The organism is Lysobacter firmicutimachus (genome assembly GCF_037027445.1).
Lineage (GTDB): Bacteria > Pseudomonadota > Gammaproteobacteria > Xanthomonadales > Xanthomonadaceae > Lysobacter > Lysobacter firmicutimachus.
The window spans coordinates 1,957,619-1,983,527 of sequence record NZ_JBANDL010000002.1 but is presented as its reverse complement, the minus strand read 5'-3'; the positions used below and the strand labels follow the sequence as shown (position 1 = coordinate 1,983,527).

The window sequence follows — 25,909 nt, the reverse complement described above, 5'->3', positions numbered from 1 at the left end:
GGCTTGCTAGCGAGCCTCGATAAGGACGCTGAATCTCTTCTGCTTAGAGCCCCCTTACGTGCTTGCTATGACGGAGCCACCCAGCCCTTAAGACAACTTAAGGAAGCAATCCGAGACGCGCAGCCCAGACGGACTCTAAAGTACTGCCCCATGTGTGGAACTACACTTCCTCGCACGTTTGACCACTACATGCCTGCAGTTGCATTCCCCGAGTTTTCGGTACATCCACTGAATCTGGTTCCCTGCTGTTCGACATGCAACTCAACAAAGGACGACGATTGGTTGTCCATCCATGGAAAACGTCAGTTTTTGCACTCGTATACCGATATAGTACCGGACTTGCAGTTCGTCAAAGTGACTCTCCATGAAGACCCGCATTTCACGGGCGTAGGGGCGACCTTCTCTCTCGAAAGACCCGCAGAGATGGAGGAAAACGTATGGGATCTTATCGACAGCCACTTCCGCCGACTCAAGCTAATTGACCGGTACGACGAGCGAAGCAACGACGAAGTTGCCGAGATCCTGTCGGATTGCAGAGTGTTTCTCAATGCAGGGGGGGCGAACTTACAGGAGTTCCTGAAAGGACGCTCCAATGACCGACGCGAAACCTATGGTGCGAACCATTGGATCGCCGTCTTAATGAACACAATGGCCGAGCACCCAAACCTTAAGAACTGGGTTCACGCTGCATAGAACTAGTGCAGGACAATGGTGACGGCTCTACTCTCTAGATTGCGTAGGCCAGTCGCTGGCGAAGATAGATTCTGTAGAGCACGCCTGATCCTCACTCCGGGAACCTGATCACATCTGACGCCTAACGTGCGTCAACCACCCTTGTCCTACCCCATCCCCAAACCGCGTATTCCTGCTGCAGAACGCCCGGTTCATACGCTATGGGTGGCCAGGACGCGATAGCCTGAGTGCTACGCTCGTTAGAAATCAAAGGAGTGATTTATGTCTGAAAAACCGACTGTCTATGAGACGCTCGTTGCAGTTTTTCGGGACGAGCTGGCGATCGAGCCGGGGCGGGTGCATCCGAACGCGCTGTTGATCGGCGACCTGGGGTTCGACTCCATCGCGTTCGCGATCGGCCTGGTGTCGATCGAGGAGCGGCTGGGGGTGACGCTGGAGCAGGAGGAGCTGATCCGGTGCAAGACCGTCGGCGATGTGACCCGGCTGATCGAACAGACGCGCCATCGCACTGTCGCTTGCAACGCCGGGATTCCCGACGAATCCGCAATCCCCGCCTAAAGCCCCCGGTCGCCGCGACGGTACGTTCCGTCGCCGGCGCGCGATACCGGAAGATCAAGGACCGATCGCATCATGAGCAGGTTCACCCAACAGGTATTCGTTTCTGCGCCCGCGTCCGGCCGAGGTTTGGTGACGGGCGAACCGCAGCAGCCGCTGCGGCGCAATTGGCAGCAGATTCATGAGATCGCCCGCGGCATGGCGGGCTCGCTGGCCTCGGCCGGGGTGAATCCCGGCGACACGGTCGGCGTGCTGGTCGGCGAGCCGGCCAGCATCGCACCGGTGATCCAGGCCATCTGGATGCGCGGGGCGTCGGTGACGATGCTGCATCAGCCCGGCCCGCGCGCCGACCTCGAAGCCTGGGCGGAAGACACGTTCGCGGTGCTGGCGATGATCGGCGCCAAGGTCGCGGTCGTCGGCGACGTGTTCGCCCGCACCACGCCGCTGTTCGAGGCACAGGGCACCGCGGTGCTGGCCGCGGAAACGCTGGCCGAAGGCGCGGCGCTGGCGCCGGTGGAGTGCGGCGAGGACGACATCGCCTTCCTGCAGCTCACCTCGGGTTCGACCGGGCTGCCGAAGGCGGTGGCGATCTCGCACCGCAACCTGTACGAAAACGCGGCGGCGATGGTGAGCGCCTCGCGGCTGGACCCGCAGGCCGATGTGCTGGTGAGCTGGCTGCCGCTGTACCACGACATGGGCATGATCGGCTTCATGGTGCTGCCGATGCAGGTCGGCGCCGAGGCCGTGTGCGCGGCGCCCGGGGATTTCCTGCGCTCGCCGCGGCTGTGGCCGACGCTGATCTCCAAGTACCGCGGCACGATGACCGCCGGGCCGAACTTCGCCTATGCCCTGCTCGCCCGTTACCTGCGCGCGGCGCCCGACGGGGCGTTCGACCTGTCCTCGCTGCGCTTCGTGCTCAGCGGCGCCGAACCCATCGACCATGCCACCGTGGCCGCGGTGATCGACGCCGGCGCCCGCTTCGGGCTGGACGGCAAGGCCTTCGTCGCCGCGTACGGGATGGCCGAGGCCACGCTGGCCATTTCGTTCTCCGAGACCGGCGCCGGCATGCAGTTCGATGCGGTCGATCAGGCGGCGATCGAGCTCAAGTCGCATGCGGCGCCGCGCACCGGCGACGGCGCGCGCCACCTGGCCCGGCTGGGCAAGCCCCTGCCCGGCATCGAGGTCATGGTCGGCGATGCGCCGGGCACCGGCGCGCAGCCGCGCACGGTCGGCGAACTCAAGATCCGCGGCGATGCGGTCTCGCGTTACTACCTCACCCAGAACGGCAGGCAGTCGCTGCTCGGCGCCGGCGGCTGGTTCAGCACCGGCGACATCGGTTACGTCACCGAAACCGGCGAGGTCGTCGTCTGCGGCCGCTTGAAGGACATGATCATCGTCGCCGGGCGCAACATCTTCCCCACCGACATCGAACGGGCCGCCTGCCGCGTCGACGGGGTGCGCCCGGGCAACGCCATCGCCGTCGCCCTGGCCGCCGCGGGCATCCGCGAGGAATTCGCGGTGGTGGTCGAAGCCGCCGACAGCGCCGACCTGGAGTCCAGCGCGCGGATCAAGAACGAAGTATCGGACGCGGTCTACTCGGCCTTCGGCGTCAGCCCGCGGCTGGTTTCGGTGGTGCCGCCGCGCACACTGCCGAAAACGCCGTCGGGCAAGCCGCGGCGGTCCGCCACCATCAGCATCGTCGAAACCGAGCTGGCCATGCTGCACGGCATGAGCGCCCCACGACATCAGGAACAGGTCGGCTGAACATGAGCCTCGATACCGAAACCGCGATTTCCGCTATCGCCTCCTTCAAGGACCGCCTGGACACGCTGCTGGCCCAGGAATCGACGCGGCGTATGATCGACGAGGCCGAAGTCGCCGGGCGCTTCCCGCGCGGCATCGTCGAATTGCTGGGCCGGGAAGGCATCTTCGCCGCCAAGTGGCAGGAGCGCCCGGTGCCGGCGTTGCAGCACACCCTGGCCTTGTCCGAGCGCTTCGGCCGGCTCGGCGCCGGCGGCATCGCCTCCGGCGTGACCCTGCACGACTCGGCGATCGCGATGCTGCGCCGGTTCGGCCGTTCCGAACGGCTGCGCGAGGTCGCCGACCAGGCGATCGCCGGCCAGGCCGTGCTGTGCATTTCCGCGACCGAAGCCGGCGCGGGCTCGGACATGCTCGGCCTGGCTTCGACCGCGGCGCGCGAAAACGGCGGCTATCGCCTGCGCGGGCACAAGAAGATGGCCTCGCCTTCGCCGGTGGCCGACTACATCGTGCTGGCGCTGCGCGGCAGCGACGAGGGCCACGCCGGCCGCGACGACCTGGCGCTGTTCCTGGTGCCGACCTCGCAGCTGCGGGTCGGCAAGCAGTTCGACACCGTCGGCGCGCGCAGCATCAGCACCGCGCCGGTGCAGTTCGACACCTGGGTGCCGGAGGAGCTGATGATCGCGCGGCCCGGCACCGGCCTGGCCGTGCTCAGCATGGCCCTGGCCCAAGAACGCTTCGCCATGGCGGCGCAGATCGTCGGCGCCTGCCAGCTGGCCCTGGGCGTGACCGTGGCGCGGATGAAGCGGCGCACGTCCTTCGGCGCCCCCCTGTTCGACCATCAGGCCTTGCGCCTGCGGGTCGCCGACCTGCAGGCGCGGGTCGACATGATGCAGCTGGCGCTGAACGGGCTGATCGCCGACGGCGCCGGCTTCAACGTGCGCTCGGCCTCGGCGGCCAAGGTCACGGTGGTGCGCCTGGGCGGCGAGGTGATGTCCGAGTGCATGCACATCTTCGGCAGCGCCGGCGTGCTGGAATCGGAGTCGCCGCTGGGCCGCTGGTGGCGCGACGTGAAGATGGCGCGCATCGGCGGCGGCACCGACGAGATGCTGTGGGAGATCGTCGCCGCCGGCCTGGAGCCGGATTACGCCAACTACGACCGACTGGTCGACGAGTGGCAGCCGGAGCAGGCGTTCGGGCTACCGGCCGCCGAGCCGCAGGCCGCTGAATCGCAGGCGGCCGAACTGCAGGCCGGCTGAGTTGCGGCTCAGCGCCGGGCGCGGCGCGCGACGGCCGCGCCGACGCGTTGCGCGTCGCGGCCGACGAAGCCCAGCAGCGCCGAGCCGCGGTTGCGCATCCGGTACAGGCCGACGAAGTGCAGGCCGGACGCGCCGATGCCCGCATTGTGCTCGGGCTGGCCGTCCGCGCCGCGCAGTTCGGGGCTCAGCCAGGACCAGTCGTTGCGGTAGCCGGTGGCCCACAGCACGGTCGATGCCTCGATCCGCTGGCCGTCGGCGGTGACCAACTGCGCGCCATCGGCGTCCACCGCCCGCTCGGCGAAACCGACACTGCGCGCGAGCTCGTCGATCTTCGTGCCGACGACCGGATCGGGCATCGCCAAGCGCCGCGCCAGGGGCGTGTTGGTCGGCAGGCGCAGGAGGCCGGACTTGGACAACCACCAGAACGCATCGCGCCCGAGTATCCGCTGCGGCAGCCGCGGCTGCTTGCGGCCTCGGCAAACCACCACCTCGCGACTGTGCGACAGCTCGGTGGCGATCTGCAGGCCCGAGTTGGCCGAGCCGACGACCGCGACCTTGCCGGCGGGGAGCTGCTCGGGATTGCGGTACGCGTGCGAATGCAGCTGGGTGACCGACGGCGCAAGCCGCCGGGAAAACTCGGGGACGACCGGCGTCTGGAACGCGCCGACCGCGGCGACGACCTGGCGCGCGCTGATGCGGCCGGTCGACGTGGTCACCGCGAAGCCGCCGTCGGAGCGCTGCACCGAAACCACCCGCTGGCCGAGATGCACCGGCAGCTCGAACGTCGCGGCGTAGGTCCGGAAGTAGTGCGGCACTTCGTCCTTGGCCGGGTATCGGTCCGGATCGCCGGGGAACGGCAGCCCGGGCAGACCGCAAAACCGCGCGGACGTGAACAGCTGCAAGGAATCCCAGCGATTGATCCAGGACACGCCGAGTTCGTTCGCGGCGTCGAGAATGACGAAGTTCACGCCCGCTTGCTTGAGCGTCTGGCCGACGGCGAGGCCGGCCTGTCCTGCGCCGATCACGACGACGTCGATGTCGGCGGGGAGTTCGCTGCTGTCGGAAGATGCGCTCGAACTGGACATGATCACTCCACGACACCCGCACGAACGGGCACCGGCGCCGATGGCGTCGGCAGGGACAGGCGAAGGTTCAACGGCAAGCCGTCATCGCGCAGGCGCATCATCGGGCGAGCTCCCGAACGGCGGCCACCACGTCGGCGCGGTGCTGCGGACTGAACAGGCTATGGTGGGTGCCGGCGACCACCCGCGTGGCCACCCTGCCGCGGGTGCGCGACGACCAGCCCCAATCGCCCACGGCCTCGTGCGGATGCTCCGCATACTCGCTGACCCGCCCGTCGCGGGCCCGGATCAGCGCGACGTCCGCCGCCACCACCGGCGGCTGATAGCTGCGGCAGGCATTCACGATCTGCGCGAACACCGGATAGACATGATGCAGCTCGGTGGCCAGCAGGTCGGCGCCGGCGGTGTCCTCGCGGAACCAGTCCTGCAAGGTGCCGTCGTCGACCGGGCCGGGCGGCGGATCGGTCGGCGCGGGCGCATCGAGCACGATCAACTGCGCCACCTTTTCCCCCGCCGCCTCGAGCTGCGCGGTCATCTCCAGCGCGATCACCGCCCCCGACGACCAGCCGGAGATCGTGTACGGGCCCGGCGCCGCGGCGCGGACCGCGGCCACATACCCCTGCGCCAGCGCTTCCACGGTGCCGGGCAGCGGCTCGCTCGCCGCGAGCCCGAAACTGGCGCGGTCCAGATCGCGCGCCAGGTCGCGGTAAGCCGCGACCGATCCGCCGGCCGGATGCACCATGAACAGCGCCGGCCCGGCGCCGGGGTGCAGCGGCACCAGGGCGTTGGACAGCCGCTGCCCGGTCATCAGGCTGGCCAGGCGCGCGACGGTGCGCGACTCGATCAGCCCGCCGAGAGACAGGTTGAGCTTGGTTTTCGAGCGAAGCGCGGCGACCGCACGCAATGCGGTGAACGACTGCCCGCCGAGGTTGAAGAAATCGTCTTCGACGCCGATGGTCTCGACGCCCAGCACTTCTTTCCACACCGCGACGATCGTGCGCTCCAGCTCGGTGCGCGGCGCGACATAGTCCACACCGGCTTCGGCGGCGGGTTCGGCGAGCGCGAGCAGCGCGCCGCGGTCGAGCTTGCCGTTCGAGGTGACCGGCAGGCTCGCCACGACCGTGATCTGCGCCGGGACCAGATAGCTGGGCAGCCGGTCCACCAGGCTGGCGCGGATGGACTCGCCTTCGCTGGGGCCTGCCGCTTCGTGCAGCACCACGAACGCGCGCAGCTGCTTCTGCTTGGCCTCGCCGGCCACCAGCACGACGGCGTCCTTGACCCGCGGATCGGCCGCCAACACGTGCTCGACTTCGCCGGGTTCGACCCGATGCCCCTGGATCTTGCATTGCGCATCGATGCGCCCGATCAGCTCGATGTTGCCGTCGGGCAGCAAGCGGCCGAGGTCGCCGGTGCGGTAGATGCGCTCGCCCGTGGCCGGGTGCGTTACGAACGCCGCCGCGGTTTTACCCGGGTCGCCCCAATAGCCCTGGGCGAGACCGACGCCGCCGATATGCAGCTGACCGGTGGTCCAAGTCGGCGTCTCATGGCCCTGCTCGTCGAGGACGTACCAGGGTTGGTTCGCCATCGGCCGCCCGTAGGGGATGCTGCGCCACTTGGGGTCTACCGCATCGATGGGATACCAGATCGACCAGATCGAGGCCTCGGTCGCGCCGCCCAGGCTCACCACCTTCGCATTCGGCGCGATCGCCCGGATGTCGTCGGGCAGGGACAGCGAAATCCAGTCGCCGGACAGCATCACCAGGCGCAGCGCGGGCAACTGCACGCCCTCGGCGCGCGCGACGTCGACCAGCAGCTGCATCAAGGGAGGCGCCGAATTCCACACCGTGACGCCTCGTTCGACCATCGCCGCCAGCCAGGCGTGCGGGCTGTGGTCGGCGGGATCGGGCAGCACCAGCGTCGCGCCCGCCATCGCCGCACCGAAGATGTCGTACACCGACAGGTCGAACGACAGCGAGGACACGCCGAACAGCACGTCTTCGGCAACGATGCCGAACTCGCCGTTGACGTCGAGAATGGTGTTGACCGGCCCGCGGTGATCGAGTGCGACGCCCTTGGGTTGCCCGGTCGAGCCGGAGGTGTAGATGACGTAGGCCAGCGCGGAAGGATCGAGGTCGGCAGGCAACTGCGTGCCGGCGCAGGCCGCCGCTGCGACAGCCGCTGCCTGGCCGCGGACCGCGATGACGGGCACGCCCGGGCATTGGCCCGCCTCGGTGCCGAGGATGGCCGCCGCGCCGATGTCGTTCACCAGTTGCTCGATCCGCCGCTGCGGCCACGCGGGATCGATCGGCACGTACGCGGCACCGGCGAGCAGGGCCGCATAGACCGCGATCGTCTGCGGAACCCCCTTGGCCAGCACGATCGCGACCCGATCGCCGGGGCGGACGCCGTGGGCGCACAACACCTTCGCCAACGATTCGGCGGCCGCGGCCAGTTCGCCATAGCTCAGCGCCTCCTCGCCGCAGACGACAGCCGGATGCTCCGGCGCGACGCGTGCTCCGGCCTTTAATCCGTCCGACAGGCGGCCCGTCGGCAACGGCCGTGCCGGGCCGGTTTCCACCGGCGATGCCGGGCTGCGGGCCGCCACCAGCGCGGTCGTCGCGGTCCACGCCTGCGGGTCGGCGGCCAGGCTGCGGATCAGCGCTTCGTGCGCATGGCACAGCGCATCGATGAAACCCGGCGGGAACGCGGCTTCCACGACATCCCAGACGATTTCGACCCGGTCGCCGCGAAGCGCGAAGAACTGGTGATCGAGCAACACTTGCGGCGTCGCCAGCTTGCTGTAGCCGAACGCTTCCTGCGGCCCGCCGGCCAAGCCCGACGAGACCACGAACGGGCACGCGGCCCGGCCTTGCGAATGGTGGCGCGCGTTCAAGGCCTCGAGCACATCGACCCCCGACCAGTCGGTGCGTCCGAGATCGCCGATGATGGTCGCCTGCAGGCGGCGGGCCCGTTCCAGCAGCGAGGCCGCACCGCGCCAATCGAATTCGAGCGGATAGATCGCGCCGAGATTGCCGAGCACCGACTCGGCGCCCGGAATCCGCCTGAGCAGGCGGCGCGTGATCATCTGATTGAGAATGAAATGGCGCGACCCGCTGAAACGGGCGACGATCTCGCCGTACACCGCGAGCAAGGCCGTCACCGGGCTCATGCCGTGCAAGGCGACGCCGGCGGTGAAGGCGGCCCAGGTCGCCGCGTCGATCACCAGCCGGCGCCGGTTCAAGCCCGGGTTTCCATGCAGGCGCACGAGCGGCAGTTCGGGCGGAGCCGGCAGCGTCGCTACGCGATCGGTCCAATAGGCGCGCGCCCGATCGGCCGCCTCGTGGCGCTGCGCCAGCGCGAGCGACACCTCCGCGATCCCCACTTGGTCGGCGGGAAGTTCGACATCCGGGTTTGCGTAGTACTGCTCGATCTCGGACAGCAGGCGCAGCCCGGAAAACTGATCGAGAAACAGATTGCTGAAATTGACGTGCAGCCGGACATCGCTGTCGCCGTAGCGTGTGAGCTGGAAGTCGAGCCACGGCCAGCGATCCATGGGCAGCGGCTGGTGCGACATCCGATGCCGGATCTGCATCAGCCCCTGGCGTGTTCCCAATTCGGAAAGCCCGCGCAGGTCCCAGACCGATACGCGAGGCGCGCTCGCCTCTTCGACCTGCCGCAGCCGCAGCTCCGGCGTCACGGCGACGATGTTGCGCCGGTGTCGCTCGATCACGCGCGCGATCGCGGAAACGAATCGATCGATGTCCAGGCCGGGACGCTCCACCTCGAAGTAGAGGTGCGGATGCAGCGCATATTCCATGCCGTCGGAGGCACTGACGACCAGCAGGCGTTGCATGTCCGTCAGAGGGAAGTCGGCGTGACCGGGACTGGCGTCCGGCACTGCGATGGTCCCGTCGTACGAGGGCGCGCTCACGAGCACAATTCTCCTTGCCCTACAGCCAATTCGTCCTTCGGCCGGACACTACATCCGGCCCCCAGGGGCGTCAACCGACTTCCGGAAAAATTCGGAAGCGCTTCACAGTGCAGGGGAAAAACCGCGGTTACGCTGCTTCGCTTGCACTTTCGGCAATCGGTGCCGACCCCCTGCTGCATACGGGCAAACCGCCCGCGACCGGCCAGCGATGAATCGACTCGCGGCATGCCGGTGGCAGCGATCTGCGCTCGACGCCCGCGTCCGACGCATCGCGCGTTTCTTCGTTATCGACCGCCGGAGTTCGGTTTTACTCGGCGTCCAGTCGCCGTCCGGCCTATCGGAAAATACACGGCGCAGGCCGTCGGCACGACGCGATCGATGCCTATGCGATCGCCGCCCCCTGCCCTGCTGCGCGGGCACGATTTCGGATCGATCGAACGCAGCGAATCGGCGCCGCGTGTTCGAAAAATGCGGAACCGCCTTACCCGCCGGTCCGTTCGTCGTCGCCGATGAAGAAGGCTGCGGCCGCGGCGAAGACGCTGTCCGGGTCTTCCAGCTGCGGGAAATGGCCGACATCGTCCAGCAGCACGACATCCGCGCGCGGAACGAGTTGCCGATAGCGTTGGGACATGTGCAATCCGCTGACCGGATCGAGCGCGCCGCAAATCAGGCGCAAAGGGGTCTCGGTCGTTTGCAGCGCACCGACCCAGCGGCTTCGTTCGCGCCGGCGTTCGGCCATGTACCCGAGCAGCGACGGCACCGCGTGCAGGCCTTGTTCGTGCTGCAGCAACGCCCAGTATTCGTCGATAGCCGTCTCGCCGAGCGGGCGAGCAGGCGAGAACAACGCGTTGAGGCTGCGCGCGAAGCTGCGGCGGCTCATCAACCCGACCAACCCAGGCCCGAGCGGCGAAGCGAGCAAACGCTGGATCAGTCGAGCGCGATGGGTTTCCGGAAACAATCCGCCGTTGAGCAGGCACAAGCGCAGGACGCGCAACGCGGCGTGCGCGGGGTTCTGATCGCTTCGGGCGAGCAATTCCTGCGCCACCGTATCGCCATAATCGTGGGCGAGTACGAAGGCGGCGTTCCAGCCGTAATGATGCGCGACCGCTTCGGCCAGATCCGCCTGCTCGCTCACGCGGTAACGATGGCCGCGAGGCTTGGCGGAAAACCCCAGGCCCAGCAGATCGAAGGTCAGCACCTCGAAGCGCGAGGTCAGCATCGGCCATATCGGCGCCCAATCCAGGCTGCTGGTCGGGAAGCCGTGAATCAGCAGCAGTCGCGGCCCCGCTCCGTCGCGACGGCAGTAGATGCGACGGCCGCGGACGGTGACGAATTCGCCGGCATCCCGCCAGGCGCCCAGTGCGGGGAAGCGGTCGATCGCGCTCATGGGCGACAGCTCGCGCAACCGTGGCGCGTCGTCGAAACGCTTTCCCGGTGCCCGCGCGCGAGGTATCGGAAGCGGAGCGTCGGATGGCGGGGCATCGGCGCCGATTCCGCCGGTACAGCGCTTTGAAATGAAGGCGACGCTGAAGCTGTTCGCATAGCCGATGCCCGGGGCCCCGATGCGAACAGAGTATAGACCGCCGGATGGCGGTGCCTGGCGCGGGCGTACTCGCCGTTGCGCACACCGATCGCAGCGCGCCAGGCGCTCCTCAGCCTTCCCGCGCACCCGGGCTGCGGCGTCAGCGCTGCTTGATCAGCGTCCGTCGGCCTATCGAACTGCTCTTGCTTGCGGTGGGCTTGGCCAGGCCGGGGATCAGGAAGTCGGTGGCGCTGCGGCCGTGCTTGGTCTTCTGGGCCAGCCATCGCGGCATCCGCCCGCGGCCCGACCAGGTGTTGCGCTTGTTGTCCGGGTCGCGGTACTTGGGAGCCACCTTGCCCGTCTTTCGCCGTGTCGTCCGCTTCTTGACCGCCGCCGCGGCCACCGGCTTGTCCCCGTAGAGTTCCTCGATCGTGTAACCGTGCTGAGCGGCGAGCGCGATCACTTTGCGACGTACCGAGGCGATGGAGCGGCGGCTGGAGAGCAAGCGCTTGCGCCGTTCCGCGGCGATCAACAGGGACTCCAGTTGCGCCAGGCTGAGCGTTTCGATATCGATTTTCATGCCGCAGAGGGTCCGGCCCCGGCTATCGGTCTGTCAAGCAATATCCCCGATGGGCCGCGGCAATGCGCTCCGCGCTGGAGCTGCGGCCGGCTGCGTGCGGCCCCCCGCCCCACTCCTGGCACAGATATCGGCCGGGATTTTCCCCACAGGGGCACGGCGCGACTCGTTACGGGCACTTGGGTTTCCGCTAGAATTCCGGCCCAGCGGGATTAGCAGGCGTGAATCAGGGCCGACAGGCCCGTGATCGAGCGCTGCCGACCTACGGCCGGGGCCATTATGAATCCGATTTCCAGGCCTGACTTGCTCACGGCGCCGGACGGGGCTGCGGTTTCGCCCTGCGACCCTACCCTGCCCCCGATCGACACCGGCCTCGCGTCGGACGAGTCGGCCTTTTCGTCGGCGGCCGATCTGGCGCGACGGATTCGGCGCAAGGAAATCAGTTCGTTCGAACTCACTCGACACTACATCGAACGCATCGAGACATTCGATAAAGCGTTGAATGCCGTCGTGGTGAGGGATTTCGAGCGCGCCCTGGAAGCGGCGAAGCGGGCCGATGCGTCTGTCGCCCGCGGACAGCGGTTGGGTCCGCTGCACGGCGTGCCGATGACGGTCAAGGAATCCTTCGACGTGTCCGGCTTGGCGACGACGTGGGGCGTGCCGGAGCAACGGGATCGTCTCGCCTTGAACGACGCCGCGGTAGTCGAGCGGTTGAAGGCGGCCGGCGCCCATGTCATCGGCAAAACCAACGTCGCGCTGCGGCTCGGCGATTGGCAGAGTTACAACGAGGTTTACGGCACCACCCACAACCCCTGGGACACGGCGAGGTCGCCGGGCGGATCGTCCGGCGGATCGGCCGCTGCGCTGGCGGCCGGCCTGAGCGGCCTGGAATTCGGTTCCGATATCGGCGGTTCGATCCGGAACCCGGCCCACTTCTGTGGCGTGTATGGGCACAAGCCGACCTACGGCATCGTTCCAACGCAGGGCCACCATCCTTTGGGCGTCGTATCCGCCCAGGATCTGAATGTCGTCGGGCCGATGGGGCGAAGCGCGGAGGATCTGGCGTTGACGCTGGACGCCGTAGCCGGCGCCGACCGGTTTCGATCGCCGGGCTGGAGACTGGAGCTTCCGCCGCCGAAGACGCACACGCTACGCGGCCTGCGCGTGGCGATCTGGCCCAGGCAGGATTTCGCGCCGACCTCGGTCGAGATATCGGATCGCGTGCAGGAGGTCGGAGACGCCTTGGCCCGGGCTGGCGCGGCAGTGTCCGATCTGGCGCGCCCCGACTTCTCCGCGAAGGACTCGTACGTTACCTACCTGAGTCTGTTGGGATCGGCTGGGCTCGTCGGTCTTCCGGACGACTACCATCGCGACAACCGGAGAACGGCCGCGCAGTTCGATGCGAGCGACGAATCGCCGCTGGCGATATTGATGCGTGCGCGAGCGCTGGACCATCGCGACTGGTCCGATCGCGACGAGGCGCGCACGCGCTGCCGGCTGAGCTGGCGCGCCTTCTTCGGCGACTGGGATGTCGTGATATGCCCGATTTCCGCGACGACGGCGTACCCACACGATCACCGGCCCAAGCCCGAGAGAATTCTCGACGTCGACGCGGTGCGCACTTCGCATTACGAGCACTACTTCTGGGTCGGCCTGGCGAGCGTCGCCTATCTGCCGAGCACGGCGTTTCCCAGCGGACTATCGCGCGACGGCCTTCCCATCGGCCTGCAGATCATCGGCCCGGAGTATGGCGACCGGACCACCATCGAAGTCGCCCGATTGATCGCGCAAGCGCTTGGTGGTTTTCGCGCGCCGCCGGGATTCGGCGCCTGATATCCGCGACCTGGCGCCCGCAAGGGGCGAGATCGGACATGCGCCGCGGGTTCGCCCGCGATGGCTCTGCGGCGAGCGCCGCCTGCGCACAGCCCATCGGTGTCTTGCCGCGGCCGCCGCCGTTCTGCTGCTGATTGCGCGGTCGGCTGAGCACGGGCGCCCATAGGGGAGGTCCGGCCTGCGGCGCGAGCTTGAAGCCCCACGGTCGCGGCTTACGCCGCTCCTACCAGGGGTGCGGCCCGGTGTCGCGCGACCGGCCTATAGCCAACGCCGCGCCTGGGGCCCGACAATGGCGGTTTCCGACGACGGATGTTGCGCATGCGTGCTGCCGCCCTGCTGCTCCTGCTGGTCTCGTCCGGCGCCGGCGCGGTCGTCGTTCGCGACGATGTCCCGGATCTGCGCTATCGCATGGCGGCCTCCGAGTTCCCGGCGCTGGCGGACATGCCCGGCGAGGGCCATGGGGTGCTTATCGCGCCGCAGTGGGTCGTGACCGCCGCCCATGCCGTGAGCTGGCAGCATGCCGTGGATACGGTGGACGTGGGCGGCACGCCTCGTGCGGTGCGCCGCATCGTCGTCCATCCGGGCTACAAACAGCCGCCTCAGGCGATGATCGACGCCGCACTGAAATCGGGCGATTGGGACGCGTTCTTCGCGTTCGCCGCTACGTCCGACGACATCGCCTTGATCGAGCTGTCCGCGCCGGTTCGCGATATCGCCCCTGTGCGCATCTACCGGGGTTCGGCCTTGGGGAAGCTCGTCCGGATCATGGGACGCGGCGCCACGGGGACGGGTTCGACGGGCCATTCGTTGCGTGGACCGAATCGGACCGAACTGCGCCAGGGCTACAACCGGATCAGCGTGTCGGAAACTCGGTGGATCGGATACGCCTTCGACGCACCGCCGAAGGCGCTGCCCTTGGAGGCGTCGACCGGTAGCGGGGACAGCGGCGGGCCGATCCTGGTCGCGGTAGGCAAGCAATGGCAGGTCGCCGGGGTCGCGGCCTGGAAGCGCGGCCAGGTCGAGGGCACGGAACTGCGCCCGGGCCGGTACGGCGAGATCAGTTACGGCGTGCGGCTGGGGAACTACGCGCGCTGGATGGAAGAGACGATGGCGACGGGCGGGGATTCCGGCAAATCCGCTGGGCGTTGAGGCGGTGGTGGGAGTCAGATGGATCGCCGTTTGCAGGAGCGGCGCAAGCCGCGACCACGAAACCTGGCGTGCGGCGCGATCTGGACGCCCTGCGGTCGCGGCTTACGCCGCTCCTACACGAGGCCAGGTGGCGCTGCGCTTTTTTGATCCTCGCCTGTAGGAGCGGCGCGAGCCGCGACTGCGAAACCTGGTGTGCGGCACGATCTGGACGCCCTGCGGTCGCGGCTTGCGCCGCTCCTACACGAGGCCAGGTGGCGCTGCGTTTTTTGAATCCTCGCCTGTAGGAGCGGCGCGAGCCGCGACTGCGAAACCTGGCCTGCGGCACGATCTGGACGCCCTGCGGTCGCGGCTTACGCCGCTCCTACAAGGGGGCCAGGTCGCTGCGTTTTCTGGATTCTCGCCTGTAGGAGCGGCGTAAGCCGCGACCACGAAACCCGGCCTGCGACGCGATCTGGACGCGCTGCGATCGCGGCTTGCGCCGCTCCTACAAGGGGCCAGGCGTCGCTGCGTTTTTTGAATCCTCGCCTGTAGGAGCGGCGTAAGCCGCGACCACGAAACCCGGCCTGCGGCGCGATCTGGACGCGCTGCGATCGCGGCTTGCGCCGCTCCTACAAGGGGCCAGGCGGCGCTGCGTTTTTTGAATCCTCGCCTGTAGGAGCGGCGTAAGCCGCGACCACGAAACCCGGCCTGCGGCGCGATCTGGACGCCCTGCGGTCGCGGCTTGCGCCGCTCCTATAAGGGCTTACACGAGGCCCCGGCGTCAGCGATGCTGCGACTCGGGATGGCGGACCTGCCCTGCCCCGCGCACGACGAAGCGTTCGATGGTCAGCGATTCGACGCCCATCGGGCCGTAGGCATGCAAGCGCGTGGTCGAAATGCCGATCTCGGCGCCGAGGCCGAGTTGCCCGCCGTCGTTGAAGCGCGAGGAGGCGTTGACCATCACCGCCGAGCTGCGGGTGCGGCGGACGAAGGCCTCGGCGGCGGCCGGGTCGGCGGTGGCGATCACTTCGGTGTGGTCGGAGCCGTACTGCGCGATATGCACCAGGGCCTGATCGAGATCGTCGACCACGCGCGCGGCGATGATCAGGTCGAGGTACTCGGCGGCGTAGTCGGCGTCGTCCGCGACGGCCAGGTCCGGCGCATAGGCGCGCACGCGCTCGCAGCCGCGCACTTCCACGCCGCGCGCGGCCAGGGCGGCCAGCGCTTGCGGCAGGAAGGCGTCGGCGATGTCGCGATGCACCAGCAGGGTTTCCAGCGCATTGCACACGCCCGGGCGCGAGGCCTTGCCGTCGACCAGCAGGTCCAGCGCCAGCGCGGGATCGGCGGCGCGGTCCACGTAAAGGTGGCAGACGCCTTTGTAGTGCTTGACGACCGGCACGCGCGCATGTTCGGCGACGAAGCGGATCAGGCTTTCGCCGCCGCGCGGGATCGCCAGATCGATCAGATCCGACAGCTGCAGCAGCTCCAGCACGTGCTCGCGCGCGGTGTCGTCGATCAACGACACCGCCGCTTCCGGCAAGCCGCGTTCGCGCAGCGCCGCGTGCAGGGCGGCGGCAATCGCGGCGTTGCTGGCGCGCGCTTCCGAGCCGCCGCGCAGCAGCACGGCGTTGCCGGCTTTCAGGCATAGCGCGGCGGCGTCGGCGGTCACGTTGGGCCGCGATTCGTAGATCATCGCGATCAGGCCCAGCGGCACCCGCTTGCGTTCGATCACCAATCCGTTCGGGCGGGTTTCGCTGCGGGTGACGCCGTCGAGCGGGTCGGCTTGCGCGGCCACTTCGCGCAGCGCGTCGGCGATGGCCGCCAGGCGCTGCGGGTCCAGGCGCAGGCGGTCGAGCATGGCCGCGCCGAGGCCGGCGGCTTCGCCGCGGCTCACGTCTTCGGCGTTGGCGGCCAGGATGCTCGCGCTTCGTGCGTCCAGCTGCCCCGCCATCGCCGCGATCAGGGCGGCGCGCTCGGCACCGTCGAGTGCGGCCAGAATCAGCGATGCCGCGCGGGCGCGCTCGGCCAAGGTGCGTACGTAACCGCTCATGCCCTGTTCCTCTCGTTGGCGGCGACCGCACCGGTGGGGTCGGCCGCGATCGCGCCGACCTCCGCCGGCGTGCGCCCGCCCAGCATCACCAGATCGTCGCGGTGCACCACCGACTCGCCGTAGCGGAAGCCGAGCACCGCCTCGATGTCGCGACTGTGGCGGCCCTTGATCCGCCCCAGCTCGACCGAGTTGTACTGCACCAACCCGCGCCCGATCGCCTCACCGTCCGCCGCCACGCGCAGCTCGACCACGTCGCCGCGGCGGAACTCGCCCTCGACCGCGACCACCCCGCCCGGCAGCAACGAGGCGCCGCGCACGCGCAGCGCGTTGGCCGCGCCGGCGTCGATGTGCAGGCTGCCGCTGGCGGGCGCGTGGCGCAGCCATTGCTTGCGAGCGCGCAGGCGGTCGCTGTGCGCAGCGACCAGGGTGCCGTGCAGGCGGTCCTGGGCCAATGCCGCGACCACCTCGGCGTCGCGGCCGCAGAACAGCGCGGTGGCGATTCCGGCGGTGGCGGCCTTGGCCGCCGCTTCGAGCTTGGTGCGCATGCCGCCGGTGCCGAGCGCGCCGGCGCCGCCGCTGGCGGTGACCAGCAGTTCCGGCGTCACCGTCGCCACGTGGCCGATCGGCCGCGCGGTCGGATCGCGCTGCGGGTGACCGCTGTACAAACCGCCGATGTCGGTGGCGATCAGCAGCAGGTCGGCGTCGACCAGCGACGCCACCGCCGCAGCCAGGTTGTCGTTGTCGCCGAGCTTGAGTTCGTCGACCGCGACGGTGTCGTTCTCGTTGATGACCGGCAACGCGCCCAGGCGCAGCAATTCGCGCAGCGAAGCGCGCGCATTGAGGTAGCGGCGACGGTTGCGCAGGTCGTCGTGGGTCAGCAGCACCTGCGCCACCGGCACGCCGGACAGCTGCTGCCAGAACGCGATCAGCGAGGCTTGGCCCAGCGAGGCCAGCGCCTGGCGCAGCACCAGGCCGTCGCCGCCGGTGTGGATGCGGCTGCGCCCGGCCGCGACCGCGCCGGAGGACACCAGCACCACTTCGCGCTGCTGTTCGCGCGCGCTTTCGATGAAACGCGCCAGGCCGGCGGCGTAGCGCGGGTCGAGGCCGCCGCCCTCGAAGCCGGCCAGCAGGCTGCTGCCGACCTTGAGCACGGCGCGGCGCCAGGGCGGCAAAGGCTGCGCGGCGAAATCCTTTGCCGCGGCGCTCATGTCAGCTCCTTCAGGCGCGCGCGCAGGGCATCCAGGCGCAGATCGCCCGCCGCGCCCGGCGACACCCGCGCGCGCAGGCTGGCCTCCGGATCGCCCTCGGCCCAGCGCGCCGGGTCGGCGGCCTGCTTGTAGGCGTCGCGGAACGGCAGGCCCTGGCGGGCCAGATCGACGGCGAGGTCGGTGGCGTACATCGATGGCTCCAGCGCCGCGCGCAGGCGTTCGGCCTTCCATTCCAGGTTGCGCAGCAGGTCGGGCAGCAGCTCCAGCGCGCCCAGGCCGCGGCCGAAGGCGTGAAAGATGGCGCCCTTGGAGAACTGCAGGTCGCGGTGGTAGCCCGAAGGCAGCGACAGCAGATGTTCGATCTCGGTGCGCGCGGCGGCGACGGCGGCGTAGCTGGCGCGCATCAGCTCGATCACGTCGGGGTTGCGCTTGTTGGGCATGATCGAACTGCCGGTGGTGTATTCGGCCGGCAAGGCGACGAAGCCGAATTCGGCGCTGGTGAACAGGCTCAGGTCCCAGGCCAGGCGGCGCAAGTCGAGCAATGCGGTCGACAGCGCATCGATCGCGCCGAGTTCGAACTTGCCGCGCGAAAGCTGGGCGTAGGTGGCGATCAGCTGCAGTCGGCCGAAGCCCAGCGCCTGGGTGGTGTGTTCGCGCGCCAGCGGCAGGTTGATGCCGTAGCCCGCGGCACTGCCGAGCGGATTGGCGTCGACCCAGTCCAGGGTCTGGCGCGCCCGCACGGCGTTGTCGATGAAGCCCTCGGCCCAGGCGCCCCACCACATGCCGGCGCTGGAGACCATCGCGCGTTGCAGATGGGTGTAGCCCGGCAGCGGCAAGCCGGCCTCGGCCTCGGCGCGCGCCAGGGCGACTTCGGCCGTCTCCCGACACAGCGCGTAGACGCGGCTCAGCCGGTCCTTCAGCCACAACCGGGTGGCGACCAGGATCTGGTCGTTGCGACTGCGGCCGGTGTGGATCTTGCGGCCGGCATCGCCGAGCCGTTCGATCAACCGGCCTTCGATCGCCGAATGGCCGTCCTCGTAGCGCTCGTCGAGCACGAAGCGGCCGGCGCGGAAATCTTCGGCCAGCACGTCCAGCTCGCGCGACAACCCCTCGAGCTCGTCTGCGTTGAGGATGCCGATCTGCTGCAGGCCCTGCGCATGGGCGCGGCTGGCCTGGATGTCGAACAGGAAGAACTCGCGGTCGAGAATCACGTCCTCGCCGGCGAGGAAGTTCTGGATCCGCGCGTCGACCTTGACGCCGGGTTTTTGCCAAAGCAGATCGGACATGGGGGACGGCTCGCTGGAATCGGGAAAGAGAATCGGGAAAACGGGGAAACAGAGGCGAAAGAGAATTCGGCAACAGAAGGCGGCGGCGACCGCCGCTCGTTCCGCCTCACTCGTTCCTGCGCATGGACAAACGGGCCAGAGCGTCCTCCTGCGTCAGCTCCGTCCGCTCGCCGGTCGCGCGACGCTTGAGTTCGACGACGCCGCGCTCCAGTCCGCGCCGGCCGACCACAATCTGCCAGGGCGGACCGAGCAGGTCCATGTGTGCGAATTTGACCCCGGCGCGCTCGCCGGTGTCGTCGAGCAGCACGTCCACGCCGCGCGCCTGGAGTTGCGCGTACAGGTATTCGCAAGCCGCAGAGACCGTCGCATCGGCCGGATCGAGATCGATCAGGCCGACCCGGAACGGCGCCACCGGCTCGGGCCAGACAATGCCGGCTTCGTCGCAACCGGCCTCGACGATGGCGCCGACCAGGCGCGACACGCCGATGCCGTAGGAGCCGCCGTGGATGGCGCGCTCGGCGCCGTCGGCGCCGGTCACCGCGGCCTTCATCGGCTGCGAGTATTTGGTGCCGAAATAGAACACCTGGCCGACTTCGATCCCGCGCGCCTGCACCCGCCGTTCGGCCGGCACGTCTCGCTCGAAGCGCTCGATGTCGTGCACGTCTTCGGTCGCGGCGTAGAGCGAGCTCCACTGGCGCACGATCGGCTCCAGGTCGCCGTCGTAATCGATGTCGTCGCCTGGGATCGGCAATTCGAGCATGCCGCGGTCGCAATACACCGCCGACTCGCCCGACGGCGCCAGGACCAGGAACTCGTGCGACAGGTCGCCGCCGATCGGCCCGGTCTCGGCGCGCATCGGAATCGCGCGGATGCCGAGCCGGGCGAAGATGCGCAGGTAGGCGACGAACATGCGCCGGTAGCTGCGGCGCGCCCCGGCCTCGTCGAGATCGAACGAGTACGCATCCTTCATCAGGAACTCGCGCCCGCGCAGCACGCCGAAGCGCGGGCGCTGCTCGTCGCGGAACTTCCACTGCAACTGGTACAGGTTCATCGGCAACGCGCGGTAGGACTTCACATGCGCGCGGAAGATCGCGGTGATCATGTCCTCGTTGGTCGGCCCGTACAGCAGTTCGCGCTCGTGGCGGTCGCGGATGCGCAGCATTTCCGGCCCGTAGGCTTCGTAGCGGCCGCTTTCGCGCCACAGGTCGGCCAACTGCAAGGTCGGCATCAGCAATTCCAGCGCGCCGGCGCGGTCCAGCTCGTCGCGGACGACGGCCTCGATCTTGCGCAGCACGCGCAGGCCGGCCGGCAGCCAGGTGTAGATGCCGGCGGCTTCCTGCCGGATCAGTCCGGCGCGCAGCATCAGCCGGTGCGAGGCGATCTGCGCCTCGGCGGGGTTTTCCTTCAACGCGGGCAAGAAATAACGCGACAGACGCATGGCGGCTTCACTCCGAACGCTGCAACCCATCCAACCAACGAATCCCTCCTACCGGACGCCCCTTTTTGGAAAGGGAGGTCAAGGGGGACTTGCCTTGGCCTTTGTGCCCGCTTTTGCCCTGCGTTCAGAGCAACGGCGACAGCAAATCCCCTGCCCCCTTTTCTCGAGGGGGAAACAACGGAAGCGTCACGGTCGCGGGTGCGCGTCGATGCCGGTCAGTTCGTCCAGGCCGAAGGCCAGGTTGAGGTTCTGCAGCGCCTGCGTCGCCGCGCCCTTGAGCAGGTTGTCCAGGGTCGACACCACCACCACCCGGCGACCGTCTTCGGATACCGAGAAGCCGCCGATTTCCACATGGTGCCGGCCGGCGATGCGGCTGACCCAGGGCGCCTCGTCCAGCACCCGCACCATCGGCTCGCCGTCGTAATGGCGGTGATAGTGCTCGACCAGCTCTTCGCGCTCGAACCGGCGCGACAGGTGCAGGTTCGAGGTTACGGTGAGACCGCGGAAATGCGGCGCCACGTGCGGCATGAACTCGACCGGATGGCCGAGGTGGCGAGTGACCTCGCGCTCGTGCAGATGCCCGGTCAGCGCGTACGGCATCAGGTTGTCGCGCAGCTTGTCGGGGTCGTTCTTGTCCGAGGGCGTGGTGCCGGCGCCGGAGTATCCGGACACGCCGAAGCACTGCACCGCGCCTTCCAGCACGTTCAGCAGCGGCGCGATCGCCAGCTGCATCGCGCTGGCGTAGCAGCCCGGGTTGCTGATCCGGCGCTGGCCGTGATAATCGCCGCGGGTCAGCTCGGGCAGGCCGTAGTACCAGTGATCGTCGAAGCGATAGTCCGCCGACAGGTCGACGATCACCGGTTCGGCGCCGACGGCGTCGAACGCGGCCACGCAGGCGGCGGCCTTGCCGTTGGGCAGGGCCAGCACCACCGCGTCGGCGCCCAGCGCCGGCAACTGTTCGTGCGCCGGCGAGCTGTAGCGCAGATCCGGGTTCTTGGCCGCGTATTCGGGGATGTGGTCGGCCAGGCGCTGGCCGTCGAGTTCGCGCGAGGACACGAAGGCCAACTCGAACTCGGGATGGCCGGCGATCAGCCGGATCAGGTCGGCGCCGACGTGGCCGCGCGCGCCGACGATGCCTAAGGTCTTAGCCATGGGTTGCGGCTCCGCTTGCGTGTCGGTCCAGCTTGTAATGCAGATTGCGCTTCACCGCCAGCCACTCCGTATCGATGATCGAGAATGCGACCGTGTCGCGGGGACTGCCGTCGGCGTGCCGGCGGTGATTGCGCAGCACGCCGTCCTGCTTGGCGCCCAGGCGCGCGATCGCGGCGCGCGAAGCCTGATTGAACCAGCTCGTCTCGAAGCCTATCGCGATACAGCCCAGGGTTTCGAAGGCGTGGCCGAGCAACAGCAGCTTGGCCTGGGTGTTCAGGCCGGTGCGCTGCACCCGCGGCGCATAGAAGGTATAGCCGATCTGGACCCGCGGCACCGCCGCGTCCATGTCGTAATAGCGGGTGCTGCCGACTACTTCGCCGCGCGCATCGAGCACGGCGAACGGCCAGGCGACGCCGCGGTCGCGCATCGCCAGGGCGGCGTCGATGTAACCGTCCACGCCCTCCGGCGCCGGCACGTTGGTGTACCAGGCCTGGGCCAGTTCGCCGCCGGCCAGGGCCGCGCGCAGACCGTCGCCGTGCGCGCGGCACAGCGGTTCCAGGACGACGTGCTCCCCGCTCAGCCGCGGTTGCTGGGTCCACGCACTGCCTTGCGCGTCCATCAGTCCTCCAGGGTCGGCGTGCGCCGCCCGGCGCACTCGACACAGGCGGCGATTTCGTCGAAGCCGTGCATGCCGTACCAGAACACCTTCCACTTCTCCTGCTTTAGGCAACCGTCGGATTCGGAGTAATAGAACGGGTTGACCGGATTGCCGTGGCGCGAGCGCCAGAACACGCTCGGATTCTGCTCGCGCATGACCTGCCATACCGCCCGCCCCAGGCCTTCGCCCTGGGCGTCGTCGAGCACCGCGAACTTGTCCAGGTAGGTGCGGCCGTCGGCCTCGATCAGCACGATCGCGGCGCGATAGTTCTCGCTGACGTAGGCCTGCTTGAGCCGGGTGTTTTCGAAATAACCTGCGACCAGCTTGCGCCCGAAGGCCGAATCGATCAGGCCGCGCAGGCGTTCCAGGTCGAGCTCGTCCCAGCGCGCGGCCTGCAGCACGCGTTCGCCGCGCCGGACCAGCGTGCCCGAGCCCTTGTGAGTGAACAGTTCCTTGGCCAGTTCGGCCGGCTTGGTGATCGACACCGACGAGGTCAGCGGCAGCTTGTCCAGCAAGTCCTTGATCTGCTCGATCTTGACCTTCATGCCGCCGTTGATCCACGGCTGCTCGATCAGGTGCTCGTACTCGGTCGACAGATTGATCGAGTCGATCACCTTGCCGTTGTCGTCGAGCAGGCCGCCGGTGCCGGTCAGGAACACGATCTTGTACGGTTGCAACACCTGCACCAGCTCGTTGGCGGCGAAGTCGGCGTTGACGTTGAGGATCTGCCCGCCGGCGGTTTCGCCGAGGCTGGCGATGACCGGAATCGAGCCGGCCTGCAGGCTGGCCTCGATCGGCGCCAGGTTGACCTTCTTGACCTCGCCGACCAGGCCGTAGGTATCGCGGTCCAGGTATTCGGCCTCGAACACGCCGGAGATGATCGAGGTCGCGCGGCCGTCGCCGGCCTGCAGCGCTTCGACCAGCTTGAGGTTCTGCGCCTGGAACACGCGGCGCACGATCGCCAGCGCCTCCGGCGAGGTCACTCGCAGACCGTTGACGGTCTGCTTGACGATGCCGGCCGCGGACAGTTCTTCGTCGAGCTGCGGGCCGGCGCCGTGGATCACGATCGGGGTCAGGCCGACGTCCTGCAGGAAGGCCAGCGACGAGGTCAGTGCGGCCAGGTCGTCGCGCAGCACCGCGCCGCCGACCTTGACCACCGCGAAGCGCTTGGAATCGAGCTGGGAAAAACGCTTGAGGTACTGCGAGATCTCCTTGGCGCTGGCCATGCTCGACAGCAGCCGCACGATGGTCTGGCGGGTCTGCAGGTGGTTGTCCATGGAAACGCTCATTACGCCTTGCTCCCGATGACGCGCGCCACGCTCTGCGCGTAGCCTTGCAGTTGTTCCAGCGCGACCCATTCGTCGGCGGTATGGGCCTGGGCGATATGGCCCGGGCCGTAGACGATCGCGGTCAGGCCGGCGGCCGAGAACAGCGAGGCTTCGGTCCAGAAATCGACCGCGTTGCCGATCGGCAGATCGAGCGCGTCGGCCAGGTCGCGCGCTTCCAGCCGGCGATGTTCGGCATCGGCGACGCCGCCGGCCGGCAACGGCGGACCGCGGAAGGTTTCCTCGTAGCGCTCGATCGCGCCGGCGTCGACCAGGGTGCCGAAGGTTTCGTGCAGGTCGTCGATCGGCTGCGAGGGCAGCGGACGAAAGCCGAAACGCAGTTCCGCGCTGGGCGCGATCATGTTGGCCTTGATCCCGCCTTCGACCCGGCCGATGTTGAAGCGCAGCCCGGTCAGACCGCCGAAGCGCTGGTGCGCCTGCGCCTCGACGTAGTCCAGGGCCTTGCCGCCCCAGCGGATCGCCTGATGCAACGCGCTGGCCTGCATCGCGTTGGCGCCGGAGGCATGCCCGGCGACGCCGCGGAACTTCAGCAGCACCGAGCTGATGCCGCGATGCGCCAGCACCGCCTCATTCATGGTCGGCTCGGCCACCAGCACGTCCGAGAAACCGTGCGCAGTGCTGAGGAAGCCAGCGATGCAACGCGCGTCGTTGGCCTCCTCGTCGGTCGAGAACAGGAACGCGGCGTCGCCGTCGACAACGGCCGCGGCGGCCAGCAATCCGGCCGCCGCGCCCTTGATGTCGCAGGCGCCCAGGCCGATCGCGCGGTCTTCGGTCACCCGCAACACGTGCGGATCCGCGCTCCAGGCTTCCGACGACGGCACCGTGTCGAGATGGACGTTGAACAGCCGGCGCGGGTTGCCGCGCACGGCCAACATCGACACCGCGCCGGCGCCGTGATCGGTCACTTCGATGCGGAATCCCGGCAGTTGGCTGCGCAGATAATCGAAGATGCCGTCGGTACCGATGTCCCGCGGCGGATTGCGGGTGTCGTAGGAGACCAGGGCCTGCAGATGGGTTAGGACTTCGGGGAGCATGGTCGGCGGGTCGTTGGGGAGTCGGTGGGGTGCGTCGCCGCAATATCGTCGCTGCAGTCCCCTCTCCCGCCTGCGGGAGAGGGGCTGTTGAGCGTCAGCTCTTGCGGTTGATCTCCGCCCACAGCGTGCTGCTCATGCCGAACAGCTTGATGAAGCCTTCGGCCTCGGCCACGCCCCAGTCGGCGGCCTGGGCGTACGTCGCGCCCTTGGCGTTGAGGATGTGCCTGGATTCGATCGCCACCGCGTTGACGGTGCCGCCGTTGCTCTCCAGGGTCACCTCGCCGTTGACGGTCGATTGCGAGCTGGCCAGGAAGGCTTCCAGGTCGGCCTTGAGCGGGTCGTGGAAGAAGCCTTCGTAGACCAGCTCCACCCACTTGCGCGCCACGTCCGGCTTGAAGCGGTTCTGCTGCTTGCTGAGCACCGCTTCTTCCAGCGCGCGGTGCGCGGTCAGCAGCGCGATCAGGCCCGGCGCTTCGAAGATGATCCGGCCCTTGAGGCCGATGGTGGTGTCGCCGGTGTACAGGCCGCGGCCAACGCCGTACTGCGCGAACAGGCCGTTGAGCTTGGCCAACAGCTTATGGCCTTCGATCTTCTCGCCGTTCAGCGCCACCGCCTCGCCGTTCTCGAAGCTCAGCTTCACCGACAGGGTCTCGCTCGGCCACTGCGCGCGCGGCTTGCACCAGCCCACCGCGCCCTCGCCCGGCGCCTGCCAGCGGTCGATCTCGCCGCCGGACATGGTCAGGCCGAGCAGGTTCTCGTTGATGGTGTAGGCCTTCTGCTTGGCGCGTACGCCGAAGCCGCGCTGTTCCAGGTACTTCTGCTCGTAGGCGCGGACCTCGGTGTGCTCCTTCTGGATTTCGCGGATCGGCGCGACGATCTCGTAATCGCCCAGCGCCTTGACCGCCAGGTCGAAACGCACCTGGTCGTTGCCCATGCCGGTGCAGCCGTGGGCGATCGCCTTGGTGCCGAGTTCGGCGGCGCGCTTGAGCGCGGCTTCGACGATCAGGTAGCGGTCCGACACCAGCAGCGGATACTGGCCCTGATAGCCCTCTCCGGCCCACACGAACGGCTTGACGAAGCCCGACCAGATCGCCGGACCGCCGTCGACGGTGACGTGGCTGGCCACGCCGAGTTCGGCGGCACGCTGCTCGATGAAGGCGCGCTCCTCGTCGTCGACGCCGCCGGTATCGGCGAACACGGTATGCACGGCCCAGCCGCGCTCCTGCAGGTAGGGCACGCAGAAACTGGTGTCGAGGCCGCCGGAGAAGGCGAGGACGATGTCTTTGGTGCCGGAATCCGGGATTTGGGATTCGGGATGGGTGGAAGCGGTCTGCTGCGACATGGGGAGGCGTCTCTAATGATGATGTCTTGTTGATGATCCAGCGCTGGGGATGCGCTT

General features: G+C 68.4%; 19 protein-coding genes. 6 read left to right on the top strand and 13 right to left on the bottom strand.

Features of this window, described 5'->3' with window-relative positions:
- Nucleotides 1-282: 282 nt before the first annotated feature.
- The 4 genes from V2J18_RS08730 to V2J18_RS08715 all read left to right on the top strand — a co-directional run bounded on the left by V2J18_RS08730 (nt 283) and on the right by V2J18_RS08715 (nt 4,265).
- A complete protein-coding gene (locus V2J18_RS08730; RefSeq protein WP_336131568.1) occupies nt 283-693 on the top strand; it encodes a hypothetical protein in 411 nt (136 codons plus the stop codon).
- 261 nt (nt 694-954) lie between these two features.
- Nucleotides 955-1,251: an acyl carrier protein gene (locus V2J18_RS08725; protein WP_336131567.1), complete on the top strand. Its 297-nt coding sequence runs from the start codon at nt 955-957 to the stop codon at nt 1,249-1,251.
- Nucleotides 1,252-1,323: 72 nt separating this feature from the next.
- A complete protein-coding gene (locus V2J18_RS08720) occupies nt 1,324-3,012 on the top strand; it encodes a fatty acyl-AMP ligase (protein WP_336131566.1) in 1,689 nt (562 codons plus the stop codon).
- Nucleotides 3,013-3,014: 2 nt separating this feature from the next.
- Entirely contained in the window at nt 3,015-4,265 is a 1,251-nt protein-coding gene (locus tag V2J18_RS08715; protein WP_336131565.1) for an acyl-CoA dehydrogenase family protein, read from the top strand.
- 8 nt (nt 4,266-4,273) lie between these two features.
- Here V2J18_RS08715 and V2J18_RS08710 read toward each other — a convergent pair whose 3' ends face one another.
- The 4 genes from V2J18_RS08710 to V2J18_RS08695 form a co-directional block, all read right to left on the bottom strand.
- Complete coding sequence (locus V2J18_RS08710; RefSeq protein WP_336131564.1) at nt 4,274-5,350, bottom strand: flavin-containing monooxygenase; 1,077 nt, start codon at nt 5,348-5,350, stop codon at nt 4,274-4,276.
- Between the two features lie 97 nt (nt 5,351-5,447).
- A complete protein-coding gene (locus tag V2J18_RS08705) occupies nt 5,448-9,278 on the bottom strand; it encodes a non-ribosomal peptide synthetase (RefSeq protein ID WP_336131563.1) in 3,831 nt (1,276 codons plus the stop codon).
- Between the two features lie 481 nt (nt 9,279-9,759).
- Complete coding sequence (locus V2J18_RS08700; protein WP_336131562.1) at nt 9,760-10,947, bottom strand: alpha/beta fold hydrolase; 1,188 nt, start codon at nt 10,945-10,947, stop codon at nt 9,760-9,762.
- Nucleotides 10,948-10,960: 13 nt separating this feature from the next.
- Nucleotides 10,961-11,380: an H-NS histone family protein gene (locus V2J18_RS08695; protein WP_336131561.1), complete on the bottom strand. Its 420-nt coding sequence runs from the start codon at nt 11,378-11,380 to the stop codon at nt 10,961-10,963.
- A gap of 276 nt (nt 11,381-11,656) precedes the next feature.
- Between V2J18_RS08695 and V2J18_RS08690 the strand changes: the two genes are divergently transcribed.
- Together V2J18_RS08690 and V2J18_RS08685 are read left to right on the top strand one after the other, a co-directional pair.
- Nucleotides 11,657-13,210, top strand: a complete 1,554-nt coding sequence (locus V2J18_RS08690) for an amidase (protein WP_336131560.1) — start codon at nt 11,657-11,659, stop codon at nt 13,208-13,210.
- 318 nt (nt 13,211-13,528) lie between these two features.
- The gene (locus tag V2J18_RS08685; RefSeq protein WP_336131559.1) at nt 13,529-14,359 is read left to right on the top strand and encodes a S1 family peptidase; all 831 of its coding nucleotides are present in this window, start codon (nt 13,529-13,531) and stop codon (nt 14,357-14,359) included.
- Between the two features lie 760 nt (nt 14,360-15,119).
- On the opposite strand, the gene V2J18_RS08680 is transcribed toward V2J18_RS08685, so the two are convergent.
- From V2J18_RS08680 to V2J18_RS08640, 9 genes are all read right to left on the bottom strand, one after another.
- Entirely contained in the window at nt 15,120-16,388 is a 1,269-nt protein-coding gene (locus V2J18_RS08680; RefSeq protein ID WP_336131558.1) for a glutamate-5-semialdehyde dehydrogenase, read from the bottom strand.
- Nucleotides 16,385-17,596 (bottom strand): glutamate 5-kinase, encoded by a 1,212-nt coding sequence (proB, locus tag V2J18_RS08675; protein ID WP_336131557.1) that lies wholly within the window; start codon nt 17,594-17,596, stop codon nt 16,385-16,387. The genes V2J18_RS08680 and proB overlap by 4 nt, the downstream gene beginning before the upstream one ends.
- Nucleotides 17,593-18,882, bottom strand: a complete 1,290-nt coding sequence (gene argH, locus V2J18_RS08670; protein WP_336131556.1) for an argininosuccinate lyase — start codon at nt 18,880-18,882, stop codon at nt 17,593-17,595. The genes proB and argH overlap by 4 nt, the downstream gene beginning before the upstream one ends.
- A gap of 106 nt (nt 18,883-18,988) precedes the next feature.
- Nucleotides 18,989-20,320 (bottom strand): proline--tRNA ligase, encoded by a 1,332-nt coding sequence (proS, locus tag V2J18_RS08665; RefSeq protein ID WP_336131555.1) that lies wholly within the window; start codon nt 20,318-20,320, stop codon nt 18,989-18,991.
- Nucleotides 20,321-20,506: 186 nt separating this feature from the next.
- Nucleotides 20,507-21,472 (bottom strand): N-acetyl-gamma-glutamyl-phosphate reductase, encoded by a 966-nt coding sequence (gene argC / locus V2J18_RS08660; protein WP_336131554.1) that lies wholly within the window; start codon nt 21,470-21,472, stop codon nt 20,507-20,509.
- Nucleotides 21,465-22,091: a GNAT family N-acetyltransferase gene (locus V2J18_RS08655; RefSeq protein WP_336131553.1), complete on the bottom strand. Its 627-nt coding sequence runs from the start codon at nt 22,089-22,091 to the stop codon at nt 21,465-21,467. Before V2J18_RS08655 ends, argC begins: the two co-directional genes overlap by 8 nt.
- On the bottom strand, nt 22,091-23,419 hold the full coding sequence (locus tag V2J18_RS08650) for an acetylglutamate kinase (RefSeq protein ID WP_336131552.1): 1,329 nt from the start codon (nt 23,417-23,419) through the stop codon (nt 22,091-22,093). Before V2J18_RS08650 ends, V2J18_RS08655 begins: the two co-directional genes overlap by 1 nt.
- Nucleotides 23,419-24,510: an acetylornithine deacetylase gene (locus V2J18_RS08645; RefSeq protein ID WP_336131551.1), complete on the bottom strand. Its 1,092-nt coding sequence runs from the start codon at nt 24,508-24,510 to the stop codon at nt 23,419-23,421. The genes V2J18_RS08650 and V2J18_RS08645 overlap by 1 nt, the downstream gene beginning before the upstream one ends.
- 94 nt (nt 24,511-24,604) lie before the next feature.
- Entirely contained in the window at nt 24,605-25,852 is a 1,248-nt protein-coding gene (locus V2J18_RS08640) for an argininosuccinate synthase (protein ID WP_336131550.1), read from the bottom strand.
- Nucleotides 25,853-25,909 lie beyond the last annotated feature (57 nt).

Excerpts from the sequence above, each read along its gene's own strand:
- V2J18_RS08645 (WP_336131551.1), bottom strand. The coding sequence starts at position 24,510 with ATGCTCCCCGAAGTCCTAACCCATCTGCAGGCCCTGGTCTCCTACGAC.
- V2J18_RS08650 (WP_336131552.1), bottom strand. The coding sequence starts at position 23,419 with ATGAGCGTTTCCATGGACAACCACCTGCAGACCCGCCAGACCATCGTG.
- V2J18_RS08725 (WP_336131567.1), top strand. The coding sequence starts at position 955 with ATGTCTGAAAAACCGACTGTCTATGAGACGCTCGTTGCAGTTTTTCGG.
- V2J18_RS08685 (WP_336131559.1), top strand. The coding sequence starts at position 13,529 with ATGCGTGCTGCCGCCCTGCTGCTCCTGCTGGTCTCGTCCGGCGCCGGC.
- V2J18_RS08710 (WP_336131564.1), bottom strand. The coding sequence starts at position 5,350 with ATGTCCAGTTCGAGCGCATCTTCCGACAGCAGCGAACTCCCCGCCGAC.
- V2J18_RS08715 (WP_336131565.1), top strand. The coding sequence starts at position 3,015 with ATGAGCCTCGATACCGAAACCGCGATTTCCGCTATCGCCTCCTTCAAG.
- V2J18_RS08655 (WP_336131553.1), bottom strand. The coding sequence starts at position 22,091 with ATGGACGCGCAAGGCAGTGCGTGGACCCAGCAACCGCGGCTGAGCGGG.
- proB (WP_336131557.1), bottom strand. The coding sequence starts at position 17,596 with ATGAGCGCCGCGGCAAAGGATTTCGCCGCGCAGCCTTTGCCGCCCTGG.
- proS (WP_336131555.1), bottom strand. The coding sequence starts at position 20,320 with ATGCGTCTGTCGCGTTATTTCTTGCCCGCGTTGAAGGAAAACCCCGCC.
- argC (WP_336131554.1), bottom strand. The coding sequence starts at position 21,472 with ATGGCTAAGACCTTAGGCATCGTCGGCGCGCGCGGCCACGTCGGCGCC.
- V2J18_RS08695 (WP_336131561.1), bottom strand. The coding sequence starts at position 11,380 with ATGAAAATCGATATCGAAACGCTCAGCCTGGCGCAACTGGAGTCCCTG.
- V2J18_RS08720 (WP_336131566.1), top strand. The coding sequence starts at position 1,324 with ATGAGCAGGTTCACCCAACAGGTATTCGTTTCTGCGCCCGCGTCCGGC.
- V2J18_RS08640 (WP_336131550.1), bottom strand. The coding sequence starts at position 25,852 with ATGTCGCAGCAGACCGCTTCCACCCATCCCGAATCCCAAATCCCGGAT.
- V2J18_RS08680 (WP_336131558.1), bottom strand. The coding sequence starts at position 16,388 with ATGAGCGGTTACGTACGCACCTTGGCCGAGCGCGCCCGCGCGGCATCG.
- V2J18_RS08690 (WP_336131560.1), top strand. The coding sequence starts at position 11,657 with ATGAATCCGATTTCCAGGCCTGACTTGCTCACGGCGCCGGACGGGGCT.
- argH (WP_336131556.1), bottom strand. The coding sequence starts at position 18,882 with ATGTCCGATCTGCTTTGGCAAAAACCCGGCGTCAAGGTCGACGCGCGG.